26 protein-coding genes are annotated in these 23,744 nt (G+C 65.5%); 7 read left to right on the top strand and 19 right to left on the bottom strand.

What is annotated here, in order from left to right:
- Nucleotides 1-65 precede the first annotated feature (65 nt).
- The gene (gene thiM / locus NDI89_RS18895) at nucleotides 66-896 is read right to left on the bottom strand and encodes a hydroxyethylthiazole kinase (RefSeq protein ID WP_277523792.1); all 831 of its coding nucleotides are present in this window, start codon (nucleotides 894-896) and stop codon (nucleotides 66-68) included.
- Complete coding sequence (gene thiE, locus NDI89_RS18900) at nucleotides 893-1,555, bottom strand: thiamine phosphate synthase (protein ID WP_277523794.1); 663 nt, start codon at nucleotides 1,553-1,555, stop codon at nucleotides 893-895. The genes thiM and thiE overlap by 4 nt, the downstream gene beginning before the upstream one ends.
- A 126-nt stretch (nucleotides 1,556-1,681) precedes the next feature.
- On the opposite strand from thiE, the gene NDI89_RS18905 reads away from it, so the two are divergent.
- On the top strand, nucleotides 1,682-2,371 hold the full coding sequence (locus tag NDI89_RS18905; protein WP_277523796.1) for a haloacid dehalogenase type II: 690 nt from the start codon (nucleotides 1,682-1,684) through the stop codon (nucleotides 2,369-2,371).
- Between the two features lie 4 nt (nucleotides 2,372-2,375).
- Here NDI89_RS18905 and NDI89_RS18910 read toward each other — a convergent pair whose 3' ends face one another.
- Nucleotides 2,376-2,981 (bottom strand): GNAT family N-acetyltransferase, encoded by a 606-nt coding sequence (locus NDI89_RS18910; RefSeq protein WP_277523798.1) that lies wholly within the window; start codon nucleotides 2,979-2,981, stop codon nucleotides 2,376-2,378.
- Between the two features lie 262 nt (nucleotides 2,982-3,243).
- Here NDI89_RS18910 and NDI89_RS18915 point away from each other — a divergent pair, with 262 nt between their 5' ends.
- Both NDI89_RS18915 and NDI89_RS18920 read left to right on the top strand, forming a co-directional pair.
- Entirely contained in the window at nucleotides 3,244-3,453 is a 210-nt protein-coding gene (locus tag NDI89_RS18915; protein ID WP_277523800.1) for a hypothetical protein, read from the top strand.
- A gap of 232 nt (nucleotides 3,454-3,685) precedes the next feature.
- Nucleotides 3,686-4,645 carry an AEC family transporter gene (locus NDI89_RS18920; RefSeq protein ID WP_277523804.1) on the top strand — a complete coding sequence of 320 codons (960 nt, stop codon included), beginning with the start codon at nucleotides 3,686-3,688 and terminating at the stop codon, nucleotides 4,643-4,645.
- 188 nt (nucleotides 4,646-4,833) lie between these two features.
- Here the strand turns inward: NDI89_RS18920 and NDI89_RS18925 are convergent, their stop codons facing one another.
- Nucleotides 4,834-5,091, bottom strand: coding sequence for a hypothetical protein (locus NDI89_RS18925; RefSeq protein WP_277523806.1), 258 nt, complete (start codon nucleotides 5,089-5,091; stop codon nucleotides 4,834-4,836).
- A 475-nt stretch (nucleotides 5,092-5,566) separates the two neighbouring features.
- On the opposite strand from NDI89_RS18925, the gene panB reads away from it, so the two are divergent.
- A complete protein-coding gene (gene panB / locus NDI89_RS18930) occupies nucleotides 5,567-6,394 on the top strand; it encodes a 3-methyl-2-oxobutanoate hydroxymethyltransferase (protein ID WP_277523808.1) in 828 nt (275 codons plus the stop codon).
- Between the two features lie 25 nt (nucleotides 6,395-6,419).
- Here panB and NDI89_RS18935 read toward each other — a convergent pair whose 3' ends face one another.
- The 8 genes from NDI89_RS18935 to rpl18a all read right to left on the bottom strand — a co-directional run bounded on the left by NDI89_RS18935 (nucleotide 6,420) and on the right by rpl18a (nucleotide 14,063).
- Nucleotides 6,420-6,800 carry a type II toxin-antitoxin system VapC family toxin gene (locus NDI89_RS18935; protein ID WP_277523810.1) on the bottom strand — a complete coding sequence of 127 codons (381 nt, stop codon included), beginning with the start codon at nucleotides 6,798-6,800 and terminating at the stop codon, nucleotides 6,420-6,422.
- 3 nt (nucleotides 6,801-6,803) lie between these two features.
- The gene (locus NDI89_RS18940; protein ID WP_277523813.1) at nucleotides 6,804-7,058 is read right to left on the bottom strand and encodes an AbrB/MazE/SpoVT family DNA-binding domain-containing protein; all 255 of its coding nucleotides are present in this window, start codon (nucleotides 7,056-7,058) and stop codon (nucleotides 6,804-6,806) included.
- Between the two features lie 201 nt (nucleotides 7,059-7,259).
- Nucleotides 7,260-8,990 carry a Coenzyme F420 hydrogenase/dehydrogenase, beta subunit C-terminal domain gene (locus NDI89_RS18945; protein WP_277523815.1) on the bottom strand — a complete coding sequence of 577 codons (1,731 nt, stop codon included), beginning with the start codon at nucleotides 8,988-8,990 and terminating at the stop codon, nucleotides 7,260-7,262.
- Nucleotides 8,980-10,680, bottom strand: a complete 1,701-nt coding sequence (locus NDI89_RS18950) for a nitrite/sulfite reductase (protein ID WP_277523817.1) — start codon at nucleotides 10,678-10,680, stop codon at nucleotides 8,980-8,982. Before NDI89_RS18950 ends, NDI89_RS18945 begins: the two co-directional genes overlap by 11 nt.
- A gap of 339 nt (nucleotides 10,681-11,019) precedes the next feature.
- Nucleotides 11,020-11,751, bottom strand: a complete 732-nt coding sequence (locus NDI89_RS18955; RefSeq protein WP_277523819.1) for a hypothetical protein — start codon at nucleotides 11,749-11,751, stop codon at nucleotides 11,020-11,022.
- Nucleotides 11,752-11,826: 75 nt separating this feature from the next.
- Nucleotides 11,827-13,413 (bottom strand): signal recognition particle-docking protein FtsY, encoded by a 1,587-nt coding sequence (gene ftsY / locus NDI89_RS18960; protein ID WP_277523821.1) that lies wholly within the window; start codon nucleotides 13,411-13,413, stop codon nucleotides 11,827-11,829.
- A gap of 27 nt (nucleotides 13,414-13,440) precedes the next feature.
- Nucleotides 13,441-13,890: a prefoldin subunit alpha gene (gene pfdA / locus NDI89_RS18965; RefSeq protein ID WP_277523823.1), complete on the bottom strand. Its 450-nt coding sequence runs from the start codon at nucleotides 13,888-13,890 to the stop codon at nucleotides 13,441-13,443.
- Entirely contained in the window at nucleotides 13,887-14,063 is a 177-nt protein-coding gene (gene rpl18a, locus NDI89_RS18970) for a 50S ribosomal protein L18Ae (RefSeq protein WP_226004960.1), read from the bottom strand. Before rpl18a ends, pfdA begins: the two co-directional genes overlap by 4 nt.
- Before the next feature lie 150 nt (nucleotides 14,064-14,213).
- Here rpl18a and NDI89_RS18975 point away from each other — a divergent pair, with 150 nt between their 5' ends.
- On the top strand, nucleotides 14,214-14,525 hold the full coding sequence (locus NDI89_RS18975) for an ASCH domain-containing protein (protein WP_277523825.1): 312 nt from the start codon (nucleotides 14,214-14,216) through the stop codon (nucleotides 14,523-14,525).
- Between the two features lie 137 nt (nucleotides 14,526-14,662).
- Here the strand turns inward: NDI89_RS18975 and NDI89_RS18980 are convergent, their stop codons facing one another.
- From NDI89_RS18980 to NDI89_RS19010, 7 genes are all read right to left on the bottom strand, one after another.
- Nucleotides 14,663-15,328, bottom strand: coding sequence for a translation initiation factor IF-6 (locus NDI89_RS18980; protein WP_277523827.1), 666 nt, complete (start codon nucleotides 15,326-15,328; stop codon nucleotides 14,663-14,665).
- A 2-nt stretch (nucleotides 15,329-15,330) separates the two neighbouring features.
- Complete coding sequence (locus NDI89_RS18985; RefSeq protein ID WP_226004956.1) at nucleotides 15,331-15,609, bottom strand: 50S ribosomal protein L31e; 279 nt, start codon at nucleotides 15,607-15,609, stop codon at nucleotides 15,331-15,333.
- Nucleotides 15,610-15,611: 2 nt separating this feature from the next.
- Nucleotides 15,612-15,764 (bottom strand): 50S ribosomal protein L39e, encoded by a 153-nt coding sequence (locus NDI89_RS18990; protein WP_004267621.1) that lies wholly within the window; start codon nucleotides 15,762-15,764, stop codon nucleotides 15,612-15,614.
- 86 nt (nucleotides 15,765-15,850) lie between these two features.
- Entirely contained in the window at nucleotides 15,851-16,408 is a 558-nt protein-coding gene (gene thpR / locus NDI89_RS18995; protein WP_277523831.1) for an RNA 2',3'-cyclic phosphodiesterase, read from the bottom strand.
- Between the two features lie 44 nt (nucleotides 16,409-16,452).
- Nucleotides 16,453-17,094: a helix-turn-helix domain-containing protein gene (locus NDI89_RS19000; RefSeq protein WP_277523833.1), complete on the bottom strand. Its 642-nt coding sequence runs from the start codon at nucleotides 17,092-17,094 to the stop codon at nucleotides 16,453-16,455.
- A 98-nt stretch (nucleotides 17,095-17,192) separates the two neighbouring features.
- Nucleotides 17,193-18,284 carry a LeuA family protein gene (locus tag NDI89_RS19005; RefSeq protein WP_277523835.1) on the bottom strand — a complete coding sequence of 364 codons (1,092 nt, stop codon included), beginning with the start codon at nucleotides 18,282-18,284 and terminating at the stop codon, nucleotides 17,193-17,195.
- The gene (locus NDI89_RS19010; protein ID WP_277523837.1) at nucleotides 18,285-19,502 is read right to left on the bottom strand and encodes a CaiB/BaiF CoA transferase family protein; all 1,218 of its coding nucleotides are present in this window, start codon (nucleotides 19,500-19,502) and stop codon (nucleotides 18,285-18,287) included.
- Nucleotides 19,503-19,769: 267 nt separating this feature from the next.
- On the opposite strand from NDI89_RS19010, the gene NDI89_RS19015 reads away from it, so the two are divergent.
- Together NDI89_RS19015 and NDI89_RS19020 are read left to right on the top strand one after the other, a co-directional pair.
- Entirely contained in the window at nucleotides 19,770-21,833 is a 2,064-nt protein-coding gene (locus NDI89_RS19015; protein WP_277523839.1) for a hydantoinase/oxoprolinase family protein, read from the top strand.
- Entirely contained in the window at nucleotides 21,830-23,698 is a 1,869-nt protein-coding gene (locus tag NDI89_RS19020; protein ID WP_277523840.1) for a hydantoinase B/oxoprolinase family protein, read from the top strand. Before NDI89_RS19015 ends, NDI89_RS19020 begins: the two co-directional genes overlap by 4 nt.
- Nucleotides 23,699-23,744 lie beyond the last annotated feature (46 nt).

Raw genomic sequence — 23,744 nt, forward strand, 5'->3', positions numbered from 1 at the left:
GTACGTTCCCGATCGCTGGAACGCTGCCGGGAGCGAATCGCGCTCCGGTGACGTCGGTGCCGGGTTCAGAGAGTCCGTTCGATCCGATCCTCGAGCGCGAGATCGGCGACGGCGTCACCGGTCACGCCGTAGACGGCATCGCGGAAGTTCGTCCGATAGCTTCCCGGTCCCGCGTGCTCGAGGTCGGCGGCCCGTTCGCCGGCGATGCCGAACGCGAGCGTGCCGTGGACGGCGGCTTCGCGGGCGTCCTCGAGCGCGCCACAGAACGTGGCGATCGTCGCGCCGAGCATACAGCCGGTGCCGACGACCTCGCCGAGCATCTCGTGGCCGGCGGTGAGTCGAACCGCGCCGTCGGCGTCGGCGACGACGTCTTCGACGCCGGAGGCGACGACGACCGCGCCGGTGGACTCGGCGACGGACCGGGCCGTTTTCTCGATGTCCTCGTAGTCGCCGATGGACTCGACGCCTTTCACCTCGGCCTCGACGCCCGCGAGCGCGCTGATCTCGCCGTAGTTGCCCTTGATCGCGGCGAACTCGACCTCCGAGAGGAGGCTCTCGACGACCGCCTCGCGCGAGGGCGTCGAGCCAACGCCGACGGGATCGAGGACGACCGGGATCCCGCGCCGGTTCGCCGTCCGCCCGGCCTCGTGCATGGCCTCGACGCGGCCGTCGGGCACTTGCCCGATGTTGATCACGACCGCACGCGCGAGTTCGGCCATCTCGCCGGCGTCCCCGAAGGAGTCGGCCATCACCGGTAGCCCGCCCCAGTGGAGCGTCAGGTTGGCCACGTCGTTGATCGTCACCGTGTTCGTCAGGTGCTGGACGAGCGGCTCCGTCTCCCGGACCGTCCGGACCGAGTCCGCGAGGTCGTCAGCGGCGATATCAGTCACGCTCATGCTCCTCCTCCGTTCCCGACTCCCTTCGACGTTTCGACGGCGGCCGCAAGCGATTCGGTCGCCGCTCGCGGATCCGGGGCCGCGGTAATCTCGCTGATCACGGCGACGCCAGTCGCACCCGCATCGACGACCGGGCCGGCGTTGTCAGCCGTAATCCCGCCGATACCGACGACCGGGATCGAGACCGCGTCGGAGATCTCGGCGATTCGTTTCGGACCGATCCCGACCTTCTCGTCGGTCACGTCTTTCGACGATGTCCCGTAAACGGCCCCGACGCCGAGGTAGTCCGCCCCGTCGGCTTCCGCCTTCCGGGCTTTCGCGATCGTCGACGTCGAACAGCCGACGATCGCGTCCGGCCCGAGCAGGTCGCGCGCGACCCCGACCGGCAGGTCCGATTGCCCGACGTGGACGCCGTCAGCGTCGATCGCCCGCGCGATATCGACCCGATCGTTGACGATCAGGTCGACGCCCGCCTCGGCCGTGAGCTCTCGCAACTCGAGGCCGAGTTCGTACCGCGATCGGGCGCTCGTCCCCTTTTCGCGGAGCTGTACGACGTCGATCCCGCCGTCGATGGCCGCGCTGACGACCGCCACTGTCGACCGCTCGCCCGACAGCGACGCCTGCGTGACGAGATAGGTCCGCCAATCCGAGATATTCACGGCCGATATCAATCAGTGGTCGCACTAAGTGGCGTCGATCGAAATCGCGGGGAGATGTGCGTTCGATCGTCTCCGTACTGAATAGAACGGCCGACGTTCTTGTCCCCTCACCACCGTAGGTATCCCATGGCCTTCGAACCCGATCGCGTTCGGACGGTGACGTTCGACTCCTACAGCACGCTCGTCGACGTCGATGCCACCGTGGCCGCGCTCGCGGACCACGCGGATATCGACGATCCGGATCCGATCTCCCGGACCTGGCGGGAGCGGTCGATGCAGTACACGCTCGTCGCGAACCACCTCGAGTCCTACGAGACGTTCTACGAGATCAACCGGGACGCGCTCGCCTACGCCCTCGCAGCGCACGATATCGATCTCCCCGCCGACGAGCGCGAGGAGATCCTCGCGGTCTACCACGAGCTCGAGGTCTTCGACGACGTCCGGGAGAGCATCGAGCGGTTGCACGAGGCCGGGTACGACACCTACGTTCTCTCGAACGGCAATCCGGACATGCTCGATTCGATGGTCGAGCACGCCGACATCGGGGATCTCGTCGTCGATACGATCAGCGCGGACGAGCTCGGGACGTTCAAACCGGACGCGGACCTCTACCGCCACGCCGCGGGGCGAACCGGGACGCCGCTCGACGAACTCGTCCACGTCTCGGCGCTCTGGTTCGACGTGCAGGGCGCGATCCACGCCGGCATGCAGGGCGTCTGGCTCGACCGGAAGGGGACCCCGTGGGAACCGTTCGGTGCGGAACCGGACCTGATCACCGAGGGGCTCGTAGAGTTGGCGGATCGACTGGAGGAGTAAGCCGTCAGCGCAACTCGAGCGCGTCTTCTCCCGTCCGAACCAGCGACTCCCAGTCTCCGTCCTCGCGAACCGCCGGGAACGGGCGCGGCCGATCGGGCGTCTCAGACTTCTCCGCGAGCGGTCGCCGCCACCAGGCCACGTCGTGCCACTCGTCTTGGGTGTAGCCGATCCCCGGAAAGTCGACCAGTCGATCGAACCCCATCCGCTCGTGGAACCACTCCGTCTCGGGGTTCGGCACCGTCGTCACGGCGTAGCCGTCGCGGATTCCCTGCCGCTCGAGGACGGCGAACAGCGATTCGTACAGGCCCCGTCCGACGCCCGTCCCGCGAGCCGAGTCGGCGACGTAGACCGACAGTTCGACGACCCACTCGTAGGCCCGGCGTTTCCGCAGCGGCCCCGCGTAGGCGTAGCCGACGACGTCGCCGTCGGCCTCGCAGACGAGCCACGGATGCGTCTCGAGGGTCGACGCGATCCTGTCGGCCATCTCGCTCTCGGTGGGCGGGGTCTCCTCGAAGGTGACCGCCGTCGACTCGCAGAAGGGGGCGTAGATGTCGCGGATCGCGGCCGCGTCGTCCGCGGTCGCGACTCGAATCCGAGCGTCGGATGCCATGGTCGCGGTTGCCACGGACTCGAAATAAGTCCGCCGAAGCGACGTCGAGAATCGGCTGCGGCGCTGGTCGACGTGGACTGCCTCGAGAAGCCGACCGTTCCTCCGTCGTATCTTCACCTTGTGACCAGAACCACTTAAACGACGAACGGAGGTCTCGAGTCGAGATATCGAGCCGTCAGTCGTACGGGACCTCCGGAATCGAGCGATCGGGGTAAACGATTTAGTCGAGTCAATCGTTAGCATTCAACAGAGGGAGAGTGCGATGTCCCTCGAGAACGAACCCACCCCGGAGACGCCGACGTGTTCGCGGTGCGGAATCGAGATGGAGCGCAGGGGAGCAGGCACCGAGAAACCGATTCCGCTCATCGGAAGCGAGCTCGAGTTCCAGCAGTTCGGCTGTCCCGAGTGCGGGCAGGGCGCTCGATTCGAGCGGAGCGTAGACGAGGAGGAGTGGTCGCGAGCCGGCGTCTGAGCGCAGCGCCCGCCGCGGGAGGTCCCCCGCTATCGGTCCGGAACCCTCGTGACTCGAGAGGCATCGCGCGTCAGCTCGACGGAACTGTCGGTACCGTAACCGTCGGTCCGGCCCGATCGCAAGTCCCATATCGGGTGCGGGAAGTAGCTGGCTGCGAATGCACACCGTCACTGTCGGCCGACCGCTGGATCTCTCGAGTCGAACGCACCGAGACGAGGGTGACCGCTGATCGATGGCGAATCTCGTCGGGATTTTCGGTTCCGCGGTCGGGCCGATCGTCGCCATCGCGGCGGTCGGCTACGTGCTGGCCACGGTCAAGGAGATCGACCCGCAGCCCCTGAACACGGCCGTCGTCTACGTACTGGCACCCGCGCTGGTCTTTCATAGCCTCGCCGTCACCGAGCTCGAGGCGGCGACGCTCCTCCGGGTGACCGTCGGGATCGTCGCCTTCACCGGAATCATGTGGGGAATCGCCGAGCTCGCCGGCCGCGCCGTCGGCGAGCGCGAGCCCGCCCTGAGCGCGCTGGTGCTGGTCGCCATCTTCACGAATTCGGGGAACCTCGGCATCCCCGTCTCCGACTTCGCGTTCGGCGAGGTCGGCCGGCAGACGGCCGTGCTCTTCCTCTCGGTCCAGTCCGTGCTGATGTACACCGTCGGCGTCTACGTCGCCTCCCGGAGCAGCGGCTCCGCCGGCCTCGAGGGCGTGCGCCGCGTGTTCTACATCCCGCTCGTCTACGCCGTCATCGCGGCGCTGCTCGCGCGAGCGGCGGACGTCGTCCCCCCTGCTGACACCGCCGCGATGGAGACGCTCCAGCTCGTCGGCGACGCCTCGATCCCGCTCATGCTGCTCATTCTGGGGATCCAGCTCGCCCGCGCCGACACCGCCTCGGCCGTCTCGCGCGCTTGGCCCGCGACGGCGCTCAAGATGGGCGTCGCCCCGCTCGTCGGCCTCGGGGTCGCCTTCCTCGTCGGCTTCGAGAATCAGACCGTCGCGCGCGTGTTCGTCCTCGAGACCGCGATGCCGGCCGCCGTGACGCCGCTGATCCTCACCATCGAGTTCGCCGGGAGCGCTCGGACTGACGGGGTCCTCGTCTCCGAGTACGTCTCGACGTGCGTGTTCCTGACGACCCTGCTGGCGATTCCGGTACTCACCGCGCTGATCGCAGTGTTGCAGTCCGGCGTCGTGATCTGAGTCGGTGCCTGCTCGAGCCCGATTACGGGCCGACCGCCCGACGGCAACCGTCGAGCGCGGCAGTCGCCGCTGGTGGATTCGAGTGGTGTGTCGTGGATGCGATTCGACAGTGCACCGCCGAGCGATCGGCTTGCCGCCGAGACTCGAGCGGGGGCGCTCGAGCCTGTGGGATGGAATTCGACCTCGAGTCAGTACTCGGAATCCTTCTCGAGCAGGCCGGGCGTGACCGTACAGCCGCAGGGAGAGGCGCTCGCCTCGAGCGGGCCGATGACTGAGACGGCCCAGATGGGGGTGCCACAGAGGGGACAGTCGGGGAGCGCGGTGTCGAAGCGCTTCCGCGCCCGCTCGAGCGAGTACGGCGTGTCGCGGGTTCGAGTGGATTGCTCGCTGCTCGTGGAGTTCGCGTGCTCGCTCGAGGGTTCGGCAGAGGTGTGTTCGTCGCTCATCGTGCCCTCCGAGGTTGCCGTTGGCGGGCCGTGTGATCGGGTGCTGTCGCTGGTCGATTGAGTTGATTCCACTGTCGTTCGGGACGTTTATATCCCGATAGGACGTACGTAATCATGCTTCGGAACCCTTCCGGGTTTGGAAGCACGTCTCGGGTGTTTTGGGCACCCGGGGCATTTCGATACGCTACCCCCTGGTCGGGCGATTGGAGACGTGCTCCAATTGAATGTTATCGCACTATTACTTATAACTAATTCAAACGTTACTGATATCTATCCATTCTCAGCTCGAGTCCAGATTGTTCTCCGAAACGAACACTACCTGAGTAAGACCCCAGACACTACCACGGATCCCTGGTTTCGAGTCGAGGGAGGACACATCGGTCAGAGAGGGTGTTCAAATTGCCCGCCAGCAGTGTGGCTGTACGCCCATTTATATTCATTGAATTTTTTGATTGCGTACTAATATGATTGTAGCATGCCACGGACTTCGATCCCGGATCTGTACGAAGCGTACCGCGAGGGCGAGACCCTGACGATGCTGACGGCCTACGACGCACCGATCGCGACGCACGTCGATCGCGGTGGCGTAGACATGATCCTCGTCGGGGACTCGGCCGGGCACAACCACCTCGGCTACGACGATACCCTCCCGGTGACGATGGAAGAAGCCCTCTCGAACACGGCCGCAGTCGACCGCGCCGTCGAGGACGCGATGGTCATCGCCGATCTGCCGTTCGGCAGTTACGGCCAGTCGATGGAGACCTCCGTCGAGAACGCCGTTCGCTTCGTGAAGGAAGCCGGAGCCGACGCGGTGAAGATCGAGACGGCACCCCACGGGGAGACTACCATCGAAATCGTCGACCACCTCACGGAACTCGGCATCCCGGTCCAGGGTCACGTGGGACTGACCCCACAGCGGATGAACCAGATCGGTGGCGGCTACGTCCAGGGGCGAGATCACGAGACATCGGCCGCCGTCGATGCGCTCGTCGAAACCGCCACGGAACTGGAAGCCGCCGGCGCGTTCTCCGTCGTTCTCGAGGCGGTTACGGAAGAGACCGGCAAGGCTGTAACCGAAGCGCTCGAGGTACCCACCATCGGCATCGGTGCCGGGCGGTACGTCAACGGACAAGTCCTCGTGATCACGGATCTACTGGGACTCGGCAGCGAATCCTACTCGCTCTCGAAACAGTACGCCGACCTCGACTCGACCATCCGGACTGCCGTCGAATCGTACGTCTCCGACGTCGAGAACGGGGACTTCCCGGCGGAGGAAAACGTCTACGACCCGATGACCGATTGACGCGGGGACCGGTCTGTAAGTCTACCTATTCGGGCTCCGCTTCTTCGATCGCGATACGGTCGTTCGCCACATCGTCGAACGCTTTATCCGACGAAACGAGCGGGTCCTCATCTGCGTAAGCCGCGTGGTACGCGTCGAAGGCGGTGAGCCCGTCCTGCTCCATGTAGTCTGCTGCCTGGAACAGAACGCCTTCGTCCTCGGGGACCGCTGCAATCTCGAGTGCATAAGTGAGCGCTTCCATCCGATCGAACTCGAATCGATCCGAAATTACGAGCAATTCGAGCAGCGTCGCCCGTGAAGTATAGATCTCTCCTTCGTTCTCGAGAGCGATCTTGGCCGCGCGATCCTGGAGCCAATCGTCATCTTTGACCAGTGCGACGAAGAAGTCCGTATCGGCGTAGAGCATCGACTATTCCTCAGTTACGTCGTCGACAGCCTCTTCTCGAGCGGCCGCACGCGCCTCTCGCTTGATTTCCGCGATCGATTTGTCGTCGAAGGCGTCGCCGACGGCGTCACGAAGTCCCTCGATAGGGTCGTCCTTAAGCGGGATCAGCTCGACCCGATCATTTAGCTCGATGACGCGGTATCGGTCGCCGTGTTTCTCCCTGATCTCGTGCGGGATGACGATTCGACCTCGATCGTCGGCTTCGGCCGTTTTGCTCATCTTGGTCTCCACTACTGGGGGAACGAACAAAAATATTCCCACGTGAATCACTAGCTTCCCCTATTACCCGTCACGGACTGAACTGCAGAAACTCGAAGCGATCGTTCCACTAAAATTACGCGCAACTGCTGACTCTCTGCGAGGAATCACGACAACGACGAAAAATCAGCGACGCCGAAATCAGCTCGAGCCCGAGCCCCCTCAGTGACCGAAGTCGTGTGGGTTCAGCTCGGTGCCGTAGTTCTCGGCGTGGTCCTTGTACTCGATGAACCGCGGTGCGTCGGGGTCGAAGGGGCGCTGGAGGCTCTCGAAGGCCTTCTTCTTGTCCCAGCCCTGGAGCTTGCCGACCGCCGACTTGTCCTCGAGGTCGTGGTAGTCGAGTTTCGACTCGGTCATCTCCCAGGCGTCCATCCCCGTCTCGGTGCGGATGATGACGCTCGAGTAGTCGTCGCTCGAGCCGACGGAGCCGACGGTGATGTCCGAACAGAAGCCGGTGAAGTCGGCACACTCGTCACAGCCCTTGAGGGCCGCGTCGTGGAAGTTCTCGATGTCCTCCTCGACGATCATCTCGCCCTCGTGGTCGTAGACCATCATCTTGCCGTTGAGGACGTCCATCTTGCCGATCTCTTCGGGTGCGATGTTCCGCTTCTCCTCCAGTTGCTCGCCCATGAGCTTCTGGTAGTTGAAGTTCTTCGTACACATCAGCGCGATCGTGTAGTCGACCGCGCGGATGCCCTCGTTTTGCTGCTGGTAGTCCCACTCGAAGTCCTGCAGGGCGCGGAGGCCCTCGATCTCGCAGGGGGTTCCGACGACTGCGAGGCTGAGCTCGTCCCAGGACTTGTCGGGAAGCTTGTGCTTCCACTGCTCGAGGTCGAGGTTGCCCAGCGCCATCGTCTGGTTGTAGACGGTGCCGGCGTTCTCGATGAGCTCCTCGGTCGTCGTCGCGAGGAAGCTCTCCGCCTTCCAGGCGTCCTCCTCGCTCTCGGTCGCGACGAGCGCACCGTCGATCTCGCCCTCCTCGAGGAGGGTCGCGAGGACGCCGGTGACGACGCCGCCGTCCTGGGCCTCGTCGGTCCAGTCGTCTTCGACCTTCGCGGAGAACTCCGTGATCGGGTCTCCGGCACCCTTGACGTTGTCCTCGCCGCCGGTGATCTTCCACTGGCGCTCGTAGCGCAGGCCGCCGCGGGGACAGAAGTCCCAACACATCGAACAGCCGGTACACATCTTGACCAGTTCCGGCAGGCCGTCGTCGCCGATGCCGATCGAGTCCGACGGGCAGGCGGCGACGCAGGTCCCGCACTGGATACAGCGACCCTCGTCGATGACGGCCTCGTCCAGCTCCATGAACCAGGTCTTCTCGTCCGGCGTCTCGATGTCGTTCATCCGCGACCGGATCGAGTAATCGGGCGTCTCGAGGTCGACGCCGTCCGGGATCCCGACGCGCGTGTCGGGCGAGCCGTTGTCGACGTCCTGGCTGACGTTCTCCGCGGGCTCGGTGAACTCGAGCTCGCCGAGTTCGCCCATCTCGTCGACGTTGGCGACGCCGGCTCCGTCGGTCGCGACGGGCGGCGTTTCGGACTCGCCATCGGTGTCGGCAGCCGTTTTCTCGCCGCAAGTGCAGGTGTTCGGCGAGCAACTCTCGCCGCTGGCTTCGGCAGCATCGTTACCGCCGTCCGTCGCAATGGCACCCTCTCGAGCGTGGTCCGTGTTCTCCCGGGAGCGGGACGCGCCGCCGTCGGCGTCGGGGACGATGACGGCGTCGTCATCGTCGTCCGAGGTCGGAACGTGTGGGAATCGGCGTTCGTCCTCGCGGCTCGCGGCTTCGCCGTCTTCTCGCGGGCTTCGCCCGCTCGGACGGTCCGCGGAGCTTCGCTCCGCGCTACTCGCTTTATCCGAGGACTCACTGCGTTCGTCCTCGCCGTTAATCCCCATGGGCAACACCCCGTGCAACCGGTGCGTCGGCCTCTTGCATGATCGACCGGAGCTGGCCGTTGTCGACGCCGCGGCACCACTCGTAGAACTTCTCGCCCTCGTCGCGATCCGCGGCGTAGGCATCGAACAGCTGCTCTAAGGCCGGGATCACGGAGTCGGCGGGAACGGCGCTCTCGACCCAGTCGAGGAACTCGTTGTCGGCACCCAGCGAGCCGCCGAGGCCGAAGTCCATCCCTTCGACGATGTTGTCGCCCTCGGCGTTGGTGCTGTTCTCGTCCTCGAGTTTGACGGTCTCGCCGCGGAAGCCGATGTCGGCGATCTGGGGCTGGGCGCACGACGCGGAACAGCCGGACATGTGCATCCGGATGGCCCCGATGTCGTCGGGCACGTCGATGCGCTCGTCGAGCTCGCGGGCCCAGCGCTTGGTGCGCTTCTTCGTCTCGATGATCGCGTAGTTACAGAACTCGTTGCCCGTACAGCCGACCGCACCGCGGGAGAACGGCCCCGGATCGGGGCTGTACTCCTGGGCGAACGGCTCCGCGAGGAGGTCGTCGACGTTCTCGTCCGGAATGTGCGTGATCAGGAAGTTCTGGTCGGTCGCGAGGCGCACGGAGGCGTCCTCGGTCCCGTACTTCTCGGCGGCACGAGCGGCGGCGGCGAACTCGTCGCCGCCCATCCGGCCCGCGATCACGTTGAAGCCGACGTAGTTGAGCCCGTCCTGTTTCTGCTCGTGGACGCCGACGTGGTCGCCCTGATAGCCGACCGTCAAGTTCTCGCCGGCCTCGCGCAGGTCGAGGGACGTCCGGTCGCGGATCGCTTCCTCGAACTTCTCGGCACCCATCTGCTCGACGAGGTAGCGCATGCGGCAGACGCCGCGGTTGTTGCGGTCGCCGAGCTCCTTGAACGTCTGAGCGACGGCGCGGCAGAACTCGACGGTGTCTTCGGGTCGGATGAAGACGTCGAGTTCGGAACCCATTCGCGGGCCGTCGGAGAGGCCGCCGCCGACGCGGGCGTGGAAGCCGTAGAGGTACTCGCCGTCGATCTCTTTCTTCGCGGGAACGAGACCGACGTCGTTGATCTGGGACTGCGCGCAGTCGTGGGCGCAGCCGGTGATCGTGATCTTGAACTTCCGCGGGAGGTTGGCGTACTCGCGGTTCTCGGTGAAGAAGTCCGAGACGGCGTCGATGACCGGTTGTGCGTTGAAACACTCGTGGTCGTCGAGCCCCGCTGCGGGACAGCCCAGCACGTTCCGGGCGGAGTCACCGCAGCCCTGCACCGTCGTCAGACCGACCTCGTCGTAGCGGTCCCACATCTCGGGGACGTCCTCGACGCGGATCCAGTGTTTCTGGATGTCCTGTCGGGTCGTGATGTCGAGATAGGCGTCGCCCCAGAGTTCGTTCTGTTCCTCGCCGCCGTACTCCTCGGGGGCGACCGCGAGGTCGTCGGTGACCTCGCCGATCACTTCGGCCTGCTCGGGCGTGAGCTTCCCGCCCGGAACCTTGGTCCGGATCATGAAGTAGCCCTCCTGCTTCTGGGCGTACATGCCGGCCCACTTCAGGCGCTCCCACTCGCCGCCGCCGGCGCGTTCCTCGATCTCCTCGAAGGAGAGGTCCTCCTCGGCGTAGTCGTAGACGTCGTCGATAACGTCGAGGGGGTGTTTCTCCTGCTTGTGTTCTTCGACTGTATTCACGCGAACCACCTCGTCGTTCGTGCGGAATCAGAAGAACCTACGCTTTCGCTACGCATGCGAACCACCGCTGCTGCCCGGTGCAGCACTCTCGTGACTGATGACACTATCTTCAGAGACCATTGTTTGACGGGTAATACAACCCCACACCTATACACCCCCGCAACTCGGCGAATCATGACGTGGATCATTTTCACCAGCAAATATTGCCGCACCGTTCGGCTACCGACGACGGAGACGGACGGAAACCCCTTCGAACACGCCGGAACGCTCCACCGACGGCCAGCACCGGTGACGTACGCGTCGGTGATACGGGCAACACTATCCGCTACCATGACGTCGCTACACGGACGCGACGAACCGTCCCAGCGGACAGCACGACTCGCTCGAGAACGGCGGCGGGCGAGAAGGGTGACCGCGTCGAACGGCTCCCGGAGCACCGTCGCTGCTAGCGGCCCTGACGGCCGGGTTCAGTCGACGCACGCGACGAGATCGCCCTGCTATCCGCGGATCGGGATCGAACGCCAGTTCCTCCGCAACGCCGTCGTATCGCGCCCGGAGCACGACGTTCTCGTCGACGTAGTAGGTGGCGCGAACGCCCCACTCGTTGCGGCTCCTCCCGATCGCCTGTCGCGTTCCGGTCCTCACGTCGTAGAGAAGCGCTACCAGAAGGGCGGCCCAGTCTGCAGCCGAATCGATCGGTACCGTTCGGGACGCCGTTTTTCGGAACTCGAAGCGACGCGCGGTGGACCCGTATTGGGCCACGAAGGCGTTCCGTCGATACGCCCGCTCGAAGTCGATGACGTACCGATCGGTCCCGTAAAGCGGTACCGACGCCGGTCCTCGATTCGATACCTCGTTCGTCTCCTCGAGACGCGTCTGGGACGATAGGTCCGGATACGGCCGCGGCTCGAGCGCGTCCTCGTCGGCCGGCGAATTGGGCTCGGGACGGTCGCCGTCGCTGCAGTCGTACCGGTCAGTGGGGAGGGGCTTCGACTCGAATCCACTCGTCGCGACCGCCGTGGTCGTCGCGACCGACGCGAGGAGGGTTCGCCGAGACAGCGGGCGGTCCATGTGCCGACTACTTAGACAGCTAACGAGTGTCTTCTGTACTAGAAAACGGCTGAGACGGCGATCGAACGCGAGAGTCTACTCGTCGTCGGCGAGCAGTCGGTCGACCATCTCGTCGGGGTCGAACCGTTCTATATCTTCGTACCCCTGCCCGACGCCGAGGAACAGGATCGGCTTCCCGGTGACGTGGGCGACCGAGATCGCCGCCCCGCCGTTGGAGTCGGCGTCGGCCTTCGTCAGGATCGTCCCGTCGATCTCCGCGGCCTCGTCGAACTCGCGGGCGCGGTTGACCGCGTCCTGCCCGGCGACAGCCTCGTCGACGAACAGCGTCATATCGGGGTCGACGACGCGACCGATCTTCTCGAGCTGGTCCATCAGACCCTCGTCGGTGTGGAGCCGTCCCGCCGTATCGCCCAGCACGACGTCGACGTCGTTGGCCTCGGCGTACTCGACGGCGTCGTACAGCACCGCCGCGGGGTCACCGCCCTGTTCGTGACTGATGCACTTCGTGTCCAGGGCGTCGGCGTGTTCCTGAATCTGCTGGTTCGCGCCGGCACGATACGTGTCGCCGTTCGCCATCACCGACGAGTAGCCCCGCTCCTCGAAGTAGCGGCTCAGCTTGGCGATCGAGGTGGTCTTCCCGACCCCGTTGACGCCCGTGAAGATGATGGTCACCGGTTTGTCCTCGGCGGCGATCCGCTCGTCGAAGTCGAACTGACCGACGCTGATCACGTCGTAGATCGCGTTGCGCAGCGCCTCCTCGACGACCTCGCCGGTCGAGGTCGTGAAGGTCCGCGTCTCGCCGACCAGTTCGTCGCGGATGTTGTCGAGGATCTCCTCGGCGACACCCATCTCGACGTCGCTCGAGAGCAAGGCCATCTCGAGTTCGTGGAGCGGCCCCTCGAGGTCGTCCTCCTCGATGACGAACTTCCCCTTGACGAGGGATTTGGCCTTCGTCCCGAACCCGGTCGAGTTGCCGCCCTCGTCGCCACCGTCGTCCTCGAACGACCCCTCGTCGACCGGTTCTTCGTCGACGGCCGGCTCCGTCTCGACGGCCGGCTCCGCCGGTTCCTCCGATTCTTCCTCGACCGGCTCGGCCGATTCCGCGTCGAGAGACGCCTCGTTCGATTCGGACTCGTCGTCCGATCCCGTGATGAGGGATCTGGCTTTGGCACCGAGGCCGGTCCTGCCGCCGTCGTCGGCATCCGTTTCCTCGTCCCCGTCGACGGCCGCTGTATCGGCTACGTCGTCGCTCTCATCGACGTCGGTGTCTTCATCGACGGCCGCTTCATCGGCCGCCTCCTCGTCACGGACCGTCTCGTCCGATTCCGGCTCGGAGTCGAGACTATCGGGTTCGGAATCGGTCGCCGGCTCCTGTCCAGCGGCCTCGGCTGCGTCTGCAGTGGCGGACTCGGTCGTCGCCGGTTGCTCCGAGGCTCTCTCGGCGTCTGGATCGACCGCAGACGACGCTGCGGCTGTCGGTTCGGTGGCCGGCGTTTCGGAGGTAGTATCGGCGGCTTCCGCGTCGGCCGACTCCGCCGCCGCGTCCGGCTCGAGGTCCGCGTCTTCGAGTTCGTCCTCGTCGACTTCCTCGACGTTCTCGTCGGCGGCCGCTTCGGCGTCTTCGCGGAAGCTACCGAGTTTGTCCTTCAGGTTGTCGAACATGGGTGTCGATAAGACTGCCCGCGCGCGTTACTCGTCGGGGCCCTGACCCTGGCCCATTCCCTGCATCTGCTGTTGCATCGCCTGCTGCTGGAGCTGCTGTGCCTGCTGCTCGAGTTCCTCGCTCTCGGTCTCGAGTTCGGCGATCTCCTCGTTGAGCTCCTCGATCTGCTCGTCGAGGTGCTCTTTCTTGTTCTCGAGGGCGTCGACGGCGTCGCCTTCCTCGAACTCGGCGGCGTAGTCGGCACCGAGATCGACGATCACTTCGTCGATGTTCTCGATCGTCGTTCGGAGGTACGCGCCGCCGCCGAGGGGCATCTGCACGGTCGAGCCGGTCTCGAGCGTACCGAGGGCCTCGATGGCCTCGTCGACTTCGGTCTTCTCCTGCTGGACGGCCTCGACGTTCGCCTGAAGGCCCTCGATCTGTTCTTCGATCTCCTGAAGCTCCTGGGACAGCTGCTGGAGTTGCTGCTGACTCATTGCTGGGACACCTCCTCGAGTTCGATCTCGCTGCGTTTCAGCCCGTGCTGACTCCCGAACTGGGAGAGCGTGTGTTCGCGGGCGACGTTCTCGTTTTCGGCGTCGATCGTCGTCTCGAACTCCGCGAACCCGTCGCGGCTCTTGAACCGACCACTGACCGTAAATTGACTCATGCCTGTTCCTCCGGCAGGCAGCCGGAAGAATCTTCCCTTCCCATCCCGCCGGGCGTATCCAGCGGAACAGACCGAGAGACGCATCGGAACGACGGATAGCCGACGAATGGAGGGTCAACGATTTTACCGCACGACGCCGAATCGGTGTCCATGAGCGAACTCGATCCGAGCGAGCTGTTGCCCAGTGAGCGGATGCGAACCCAGGCCCTCGAGGGAGCGGTCACCCAGATCCACCGCGGTCACCAGTACGCCGACGACGGAGACACGTTCGCGATCGACGGAACGACCTTCGAAGTGACCGAGGTTCGCGAGCGAACGCTCGGAGACCTGACCGACGAGGACGCGCAGGCAGAAGGGGTAGACGATCTCGAGGGGTACCGGCGCATGCTCGAGCGCGCCCACGAGAACTTCGAGTGGGACGACGACAGCGAGATCGTGTTGCACCGATTCGAACGACGATAAGGGAACGAATCGGCCCGGTCAGCCGTCGAAACGAACGACACGCGGCAGCCACTCGGACCCGACGATCGCACGTCGCGGCCGCTCGAGTCCGATCGAAGCGACGCGGAGAAATCGGGGTCGCACCCGGTCGTATCGAATCAGTCGAGATAGCCCAGCGCGTCCTCGATTCGGCCCAGTTCGGGGCCGGTCGTATCCTCGCCGACCACGTAGCCGGCCTCGTTGGCGATCAGCCCGGAGCCGACCAGCGGCGCGCCGTAGTTGACCGTGCCGACGTCGGCCCGGACGTCCAGCGCGTCCTCGAGCGTATCGAGCTCCTCGTCGGTCGCCTTGGGGTGACAGAGCACGCCCGCGTTAGTCGCTACCGCGGCGGTGCCGACGGTGCGAACGCCCGCCAGGTCGCCGCGCTCGACGGGGACCTCGAGGGTATCTTTGACGATCTGGACCGCCTCGCGGGGCAGGTCCGGATGGACGTAGGCCCCGTAGTCGTTCGCGAGGACGACGTTCCCGGCGGCGTTGATGTTGCCCGGCAGTTCGGCGACGGGGAGGTCGACCGTCTCCTCGAGCGTCTCGCGTTCGTACTCGAGGACCCGGGAGCTGACGAGCAGTCCGTTCTCGTTGCCCATCGCTAACGCGCCGACCGTCGAGGAACCGCCGACGGTCGTCTGGACGGCGGGCACCTCGAGTTCGTCGGTCAGGTCGGCAGCAACGTCGTCGTCGACGTCGTGGCGAACGAGTATGCACGAGTCGGTCGCACGGGCGAAGACGCCGACGTAAGACGACCCGGCGAAGGCGAGGCGCTGCAAGTTTAGTCTGCGACCTCGGCCTCGACGACGGCTTCACCCTCTTCGTCGAAGCGGGCTGCGCGGACGCGCAGCTTTCGCGGCGGATTGGAGCGCCCGTTCGCCCAGACCGTCTCGTTGATCGAGGGGTCCAGTCGAATGGCGTCTTCGTCGACCGCGAAGTGTTTGGCGAGGTGTTCGCGGACCAGTCGCATCGCGTAGTCGGCGGCCTCGTGGTTGGCCCCCTTCTTGACGTCGCGCAGCGGAACGGTTACGACGCGTTCCTCGAAATCACTTGCACTCATCGTTACTCGTCAGTGTCGTTGCGCCGCCAGTTGCGTCGCTTCGGGTTGCGCTGGACTTCCATGTCCGTCTTCATCATAACCCACGCCGGGACGCGGCTGTTCTGGTTCTCGAGTTTGGCAAGTCGCTTCTTCTTGCCCTTCGATTTTTTACCCATAGTAGCCGGACGTAGCCCGCGGTGGCTTAAAATCTTGTCCATCTTGCAGGGACGGCGGCGGACCCGCCGACTCCGAACGGTCCCCGCTAGGACAGCGGGAACGACTCGAGCGTCGAATACACCGGCCCCTCGTCCGTGAGGGTGCTCTCGGTCAGCCGAATCTCGTCGATTCGAGTCTCGCCGATCGTCGGGTCGCGCTCCCGTACGAGTTCCTGAACTAGCTCCTTCCCGCCGGCGTGTTCCATCCGCGCGAGCGTGACGTGGGGCGTGAAGTCGTGCTCCTCGGCGTCGAATCCCATCGCCGTCGTCCGCTCTTCGATCGCCTCGTGGAGTCGAGTCAGTTCCGCGCCGCCGTCCTCGACGCCAAGCCAGACGACGCTGATGTAGTCGAGCGACGGGAAGACGCCCAAGCCGCCGTATCGAGCGACGAAGGGTTCGACGTCGGCATCGTCGACGGCGGCCGCGAGTTCCCGCTCGAGGTCGGGCAACCGGCCCTCGTCGACCTCGCCGAGGAATTTCATCGTGATGTGAGCTTGCTCGGGATCGGTGAAATTGAGCCCGCTCGCGTCGGCGAACTCGTCCTGTATATCGGCGACCGGTTCGGCGAGGTCGTCGGGGAGGTCGACGCTGACGAACAGTCGCATACACGAGGGTGTTCGAGCGAGCGCCTATTGAACGTACGGTCGACCTACCGTTCGGTCGGTTCCATCGGGTTCAATCGGTCGTTTTCCTCGAGGGCACTGGTCAGCAGCTTCGACTGCGCCTTCCGGAGGTGCTCGAGCATCGTCGTTCGGCTGATCCCCAGTTCGTCGGCGAGCTCCTCGCTGTCGATCGTCCGCGGCCACTCGAAGTAGCCCTCTTCGAGGGCGCTCGTGACGACCTCGAGTTGCCGGTCGGTGAGCATCGATTTCGACCGATCGAACTCGGTGAGTTTGCCCAGCGTGACGGTCCCGATCCGGTTGAAATCGTCGATCATGGCCCGCAGGTCCTCTCGGCGGAAGAACAGGACGGTGTAGACGCGGCGATCGCCGCGGACGCGGCTCTGTCGACGGAGGACGCCGTGGTTCCTGTCGACTGCAGAGTACGCGCCACACGAGGTCTTCGTGATCAGATAGGTCGACTCGTCGAGGCGTTCGACGTGCTCGACCTGCTCGGCGTCCCTGAAGAACTCGAGGAACTCCTCGCGGGACTCCTCCATGCGGATGGTAAACGTCACGAGGTGGTCGTGGAGTTCCTCGATGTTGACGTCGAAGGACGCGCCGAAGTGATCCGCGAAGTCGTCGAGGACGCAGGCTTTCTCCTGTTGGAGGTGGATTTCGGCTTGAAACATCGTCGCCGGTCGTTGTCCGTATGCTACAGACCATCACGATATAACGTTTGCGTAAATACACCCGACCAGTGTTGGCCCGGACGACGGATCCGCCTCGATCAGTCCCGGAACTCCCGCGTCGCGAGGGCGACGGCCTCGTCCAGCCCGAGCGGGCCGCGCTCCGCCAGCGCCGATTTGAACGCCGAGACGGTCGCGTCGTCGGCCTCGATCCCCGCTCGCTCGAGGAGCTTGCGCGCGCCGTCTTTCCCCGTCGAGTTGCCGAACACGAGCCGACGTTCGCCGCCGAAGGCCGCGGGATCGAACGGCTCGAGCGTCGCGGGATCGCTGAGCATCGCCGCGGTGTGGATCCCCGACTCGTGTTCCGAGATCTCCTCGCCGAGGATCGCCTTTCGATCGCCGTAGGCCTCGCCGAGCGTGTCGAGCACGTTCCGACAGACGGGAACGAGTTCGTCCGTCTCGATACCGAGGTCGTCCCCCAGGTCGACGGCGCAGGCGACGACGACCTCCTCGAGCGCGCTGTTGCCCGCTCGTTCGCCGAGCGACGCGACGCTCACGTCGGCCTTGGCGACGCCGGCCTGATAGGCCGTCAGGGCGTTGGCCGTCCCACAGCCCATGTCGTCGTGGAAGTGGACGCCGACGCGGGAGAGGTCGACGTCGTCGCCGAGTCGGTCGAGCGTCGATCCGACCGTCGCCGGCGTCCGCGCGCCGACGGAGTCCGCGAGGGTGACGAACGGCACGTTCGGGATCGCGTCGAACACCTCGACCAGGTCCTCGTGATCGGTGCGGAAGGCGTCCGCGAGCGTGACGTGCGGTGTGCCGCCCCGGTCGACGATGTAGTCGACCGCCTCGGTCAGCATCGTCAGCATCTCCTCGCGGGACGCGTCGAGGAGGTGCTCGAGGTGTCGATCCGAGACCGACACGAACGTCTCGACCACGTCGGCGCCCGCGTCGACCGCGGCGTCGATGTCACGCTCGAGCGCTCTCGCCAGGGCGACGATCTCCGCGTCGGTCGTGCCGCTCAGTTCGGAGACGACGGTCCGATCCTTCTCTCCCGTCGCGGGAAAGGCGGGTTGGACGAACGGAACGCCGAGGTCGTCGAGCGAGCGGACGCACTCGATCTTCTGATCCGCGGTGTACTCGCGACCGGGCATCTGGTCGCCCTCGCGGAGCGTCACGTCGGTCAGCTGCATCTATATGATCCCCTCCTCTTCCAGTTCCGTGTACTCCTCGGCGGTCATCCCGAGTTCGTCCCGATAGACGTCCTCGTTGTGCTCGCCGTGTCCCGGCCCGAGGAACTCGACCTCGCCGGGCGTCCGGGAGAACTTCGGGATGGGAGCGAAGGTCTTGATCGATCCCACGTCGGGGTCCTCGACCTCGATAATGCTGTCTCGAGCCTGGAACTGTTCGTCGGCGAAGATGTCGGCCATGTCGTACACGGGACCGACGATGGCGTCGTGGGCCTCGAGGATCTCGGTCGCCTCTTCGGTCGTTCGTTGGCTCGTCCACTCCTCGATCGCCGCGTTGAGCGGTTCGTTGTTCGCGACGCGGGCTTCGTTGTCTTCGAAGCGGGGATCTTCGATCAGTTCGGGCTTGTCGATGGCCGTGGCGACGCGCTCGAAGATCTTCTGATTCGACGCGGACAGCGTCATGTAGCCGTCGGCGGTTTCGTAGATGTTCCGCGGGGCCGTGCTCGGGTGCTGGTTACCGGTCCGTTCGCGGACGTGGTCCGTCTGGTCGTAGGCCTCGACTTCGCCGAAGAAGAGCCGCCAGAGCGGTTCGATGAGGGAGACGTCGATGACCTGGCCCTCGCCGCTCCCGCCGCGACCCACGTCGCGCTCGAAGATCGCCATCATCGTGGCCTGCATCGCGAACTGGGCCGCCGTCAGGTCCGCGAGGCTGATCGGCGGCAGGAGCGGCTCGCTGTCCGGGAAGCCGTTGGCGTGCGCCCAGCCGGAGATACCCTCCGCGATGGTCCCGAAGCCGGGCTTCTGGGACTTCGGCCCCGTCTGGCCGTAGCCCGAGAGCCGGACCATGATCGCCTCCTCGTTGACCGCGTGGACGTCGTCGGGGCCGAGTCCCCACCGTTCCATCGTTCCCGGGCGGAAGTTCTCGAAGACGACGTCTGCGTCCTCGATCAACAGGAGGGCGATCTCGCGCCCGCGCTCGGAGCCGAGATCGAGCGTGATACAGCGCTTGTTGCGACCCAGCGACTTCCAGGCCAGCGATTCCCCGTCCTCGGTCTTCTGGGGCCACTCGCGGATCGGATCGCCGGTCTCGGGGTGTTCGATCATCACGACGTCCGCGCCGAAATCGCCCATCATCGTCGTCGCGAAGGCACCGCTTATCATGCCGGACATGTCGATGACCCGGAGTCCGTCGAGGGGACCGGTTCGTTCTCGTGCTGCCATTTCCCTGAACCACTCCCCCACGACCGAAGACAGTTGATCCACCCAGTGTAGGCCGTTTATATACTCGGACGGTGAGACGCCGGTCGGGATGCGACGAGGCATCGACGCGAGCGCCGGCGCCACAATACGAGGCCACCGGCCGCGTACCGCGTCCGAGAATCGACCGTCGACGGCGACTCACCCACAGGCGATGCTTATAAACGCCCCCCACTGGTTGGGAGAACGCTTACTCGAACGGCTACGGTGGTGATACCTGTACGATACCAAATGGCACACAACCTAGGAGTGGACGTGGGTGGGACGTTCACGGACGTCATCGTCTTCGACGAGGACACCCGCGAACTCACGATCGACAAGGTGCTATCCACGCCGGCGAACCCGTCGGAGGGCGTGATCAACGGGATCGAGGAGGCCGTCGACAAGGCCGACACGTCCGTTAGCGACCTGAATCTGTTGTTTCACGGGACGACCGTCGTGACGAACATGCTGCTCGAGGAGACCGGCTCCCGAGTCGGACTGATCACCAGCGAGGGCCACGAGGACGTCCTCCATCTGGCCCGGGCGTGGACGCCCGGGCCGCTCTACGGGTGGATGGACATGGACAAACCGACGCCGCTGGCCGACCTCGTCGACACGCGAAGCGTCGGCGGCCGGATCACGTCGCCCGACGGATCGGAGCAGGAGCCGATCGACGAGGAAGCGGTTCGAACGGCGGTCCGGGAGCTCGCCGACTCGGGCGTCGAGTCGCTGACCGTCGCCCTGCTGAACTCGTATCTGAATCCGGCCCACGAACGGCAGGTCCGGGACATCATTCAGGACGAGTGTCCGGATCTCCCGGTGTCGATCTCCGCGGAGATCGTCCCGGAGTACGGCGAGTACGAACGGACGCTGACGACGGTCATCAACGACTACGCGCGGCCGCAAGTGATCGACTACCTCGACGACCTCGACGACTCGCTCGAGGACGCCGGCTCGAGCGCGAAAATGAACGTCGTCCGCTCGGACGGCGGGCTGATGAGTTCCGACGCCGCGAAACACCGGCCGGTCGAACTCGCGCTGTCGGGGCCGTCCGGCGGCGTCGTCGGCGCGGCGACCATCGCCGAAAAGAAGGGCGTTCCCGACGTGCTCACGCTCGATATGGGCGGCACGTCGACGGACGTCTCGCTGGTCGAGGACGGCAAACCCGAGACGACGCGCCAGACGAAGGTCGGCTACCGCGAGTTCAAGTCTCGAGCCGTCGACGTCAACACGGTCGGCGCGGGCGGGGGCTCGATCGCTCGCGTCCAGCTATCCGGATCGCTCCAGGTCGGCCCCGAGAGCGCCGGTGCGGATCCGGGGCCGGCCTGCTACGGACAGGGCGGCGAGGAGCCGACGGTGACCGACGCGAACGTCGTGCTCGGCCGCATTCCCTCGAACGTCCGGCTCGGCGGGAGCATGGAACTCGATCGCGAGGCCGCTCGGGACGCGATCCGGACGGTCGCCGACGAGCGCGACAGCACGGTCGAGGAGGCCGCCCAGGCGATCCTCGACATCGTCAACGAGAACATGTACGGCGCGCTCCGGGTCGTCTCCGTCGAGCGCGGCTACGATCCGCGGGACTTCGGGCTCGTGGCGTTCGGTGGCGCCGGCCCGATGCACGCCAACGCGCTGGCGGACGTGATGGACGCCTACCCGCTGATCGTCCCGCCGGGGCCGGGCGTCATGAGCGCCTTCGGCTTCCTGACCAGCGACGTGCAAAACGAGTTCTCCGAGACCTACCTGAGGACGGATCGGGACGTCGACGGCGAGGAAGTGTACGAGGCGTACGAAGACCTCCGGGCGGAGGCGACCGACTGGCTCGTCTCGGAGGGGGTCGGCGAGGAAAACCACGCCTTCGAGTACTACGCCGACTGCCGGTACTACCGCCAGGACGTCCAGATGTCGATCCCGATCGACCGCTCGAACCTCCGGACCGACGAGGGCATCGCGGAGATCAAAGACGACTTCGAGTCGCGCCACGACCAGCGCTTCGGCTTCTCGCTCGACGCACCGCTCGAGATCGCGAACCTCCGGGTCATCGGCAAGGGAACGATACAGGGCGTCACGTTAGAGGAGAGCGACCTCGGCGGCGAGGACGCGAGCGGGGCGGAAGTCGGCACGCAGGAGGTCTTCTTCGACGACAGCTACCACGAGACGCCGATCTACGACCGCGCGCAGATGCGACCCGGCAACGTCATCGCCGGGCCGGCGATCGTCACCGACGACGACTCGACGGTCGTCGTCCAGCCGGACCACACGGCGGCAGTCGATCGGTACGCGAACCTCGAGATAACGCGGAGTGATTCACAATGAGCCAGCACGCAGCCGACGCCAGCCCCGACTTCGTCGGGGACCACGACATCGACGCGACGACCCTCGACATCATCGAGAACACGCTCTCGAACACGCGCCACGAGATGGACCGCGTCCTCGAGACGACGGCCATCAGTCCGGTCATCCGTGAGCAGTCGGACCAGTTCCCCCTGATCGCCGACCCGCAGGGACGGATGGTCATGGGCCAGTTCGGCAGCGCCATCGACACGATCATCGAGAACGCTCCCTTCGGCTGGGACGAGCTGAACGAGGGCGACGTCATCGCCACCAACGACCCCTACATGTGCGCCGGCGCGGTCTCGCACACGCCGGACATGCTGTTGCTCCGGCCGATCTTCTACGAGGGGGACCTCGTCGGCTTCGGCAGCCAGTGGGGGAACCTGATGGACGTCGGCGGGAAGACCCCCGGCAGCATGCCCGTCCAGGCGACGACCGTCTTCGAGGAGGGGATGCGCCTTCCGCCGGTCAAACTCCACAAGGGCGGCGAGTTCGACAGCGAGCTCCTCGAGACGTTCGCGCACAACACGCGCCTCCCCGAACACGCCGAGGCCGACATCAAAGCGCTCGCGGCCGGCACGGCCGTCGCCGAATCCCGCGTGCAGGAACTCTGTGAACGCTTCGGAAAGGAGACCTACCTCGAGGCCTGTGACGCCATTCTCGACCGCACTCGCGACGGCATGATCAACCTCATCCGCGAATTCGTGCCCGAGGGCGAACGCTACACCTTCGAGGACTACGTCGACGACGACGGGATGGGGAACGGTCCGATCAAGCTCCACCTCGAGATCTACCGCGAGGGCGACACCGTCTATCTCGACTGGGAGGGGACCGACGATCAGGTCCCCGGGACGGTGAACTTCCTCCTGAACGAGAAGATGTTCAAGATGTTCACGGGGGTCTTCCTCATCATGGCGTTCGACCCGCTGCTGACGTTCAACGACGGCTACTACGACCTCTTCGAAGTCAACCTGCCCGAGGGGACCGTCGTCCAGCCGGAGTTCCCGGCCGCACTGGGCAACCGCCTGCCGCTGATGGCCCGCCAGTTCGACGTCCTGCAGGCCACCTTCTCGAAGCTCATCGACGGCTTCAGCGTCGCCGGCAGCTACGGGACCTCGCCGAACCTGGTCTACGCCGGCACCGACTCCGAGGGCAACGACTTCCAGATGCTCGAGATCCTCTACGGCGGGATTCCAGCCCGCCCGGGCGGCGACGGCCTCGACGGCCACTCCTGGTGGCCGCTGTTCCGGACCGTCCCCGCCGAGTATCAGGAGGCCTACTACCCGCTCACGATCGACGAGTACAGCACGCGGTCCGACACCGGCGGTGCCGGGGAGTTCCGCGGCGGCCACGGCATCACGAAGGTCTACACCTTCGAGGAGGACGGCGCGATCACCTTCCAGGACGACCGGGCGCACACGTACCCGTGGGGCGTCGACGGCGGCAAGCACGCCCAGACCAGCGAGAAGAAGCTCGTTCGGACCGACGGGAGCGAGGAGGAACTCCCCTCCAAGGTAGAGAACGTCGCCGTTGCGGCCGGCGACAAACTCGTCTTCCGAACGGCCGGCGGCGGCGGGCTGGGCGACCCCCTCGAACGCGACCCCGAACTCGTCGCCGAAGAGGTCCGGCAGGGGCTCATCTCGACCGACGCCGCCCGCGAGGAGTACGGCGTCGTCGTCGGCGACGACGGGACCCTCGACGAGGCCGCGACCGAAGGGACTCGGAAGGATCAGCGCGAAACGCGCGACGACCTCGCGGAGTTCGACTACGGACCGCTACCGGACGACGACGAACTCGCCGACCGGATCGCCGCCGAGCGCAGCGAGTTCGACGATCGGCACAACTGAATCGCTCCCGATCGGTCGCGGAGCTACCCCACGAACGCAACCACAG

It is taken from the genome of Natrinema salsiterrestre, assembly GCF_029502005.1.
Taxonomy (GTDB): Archaea; Halobacteriota; Halobacteria; order Halobacteriales; family Natrialbaceae; genus Natrinema; species Natrinema salsiterrestre.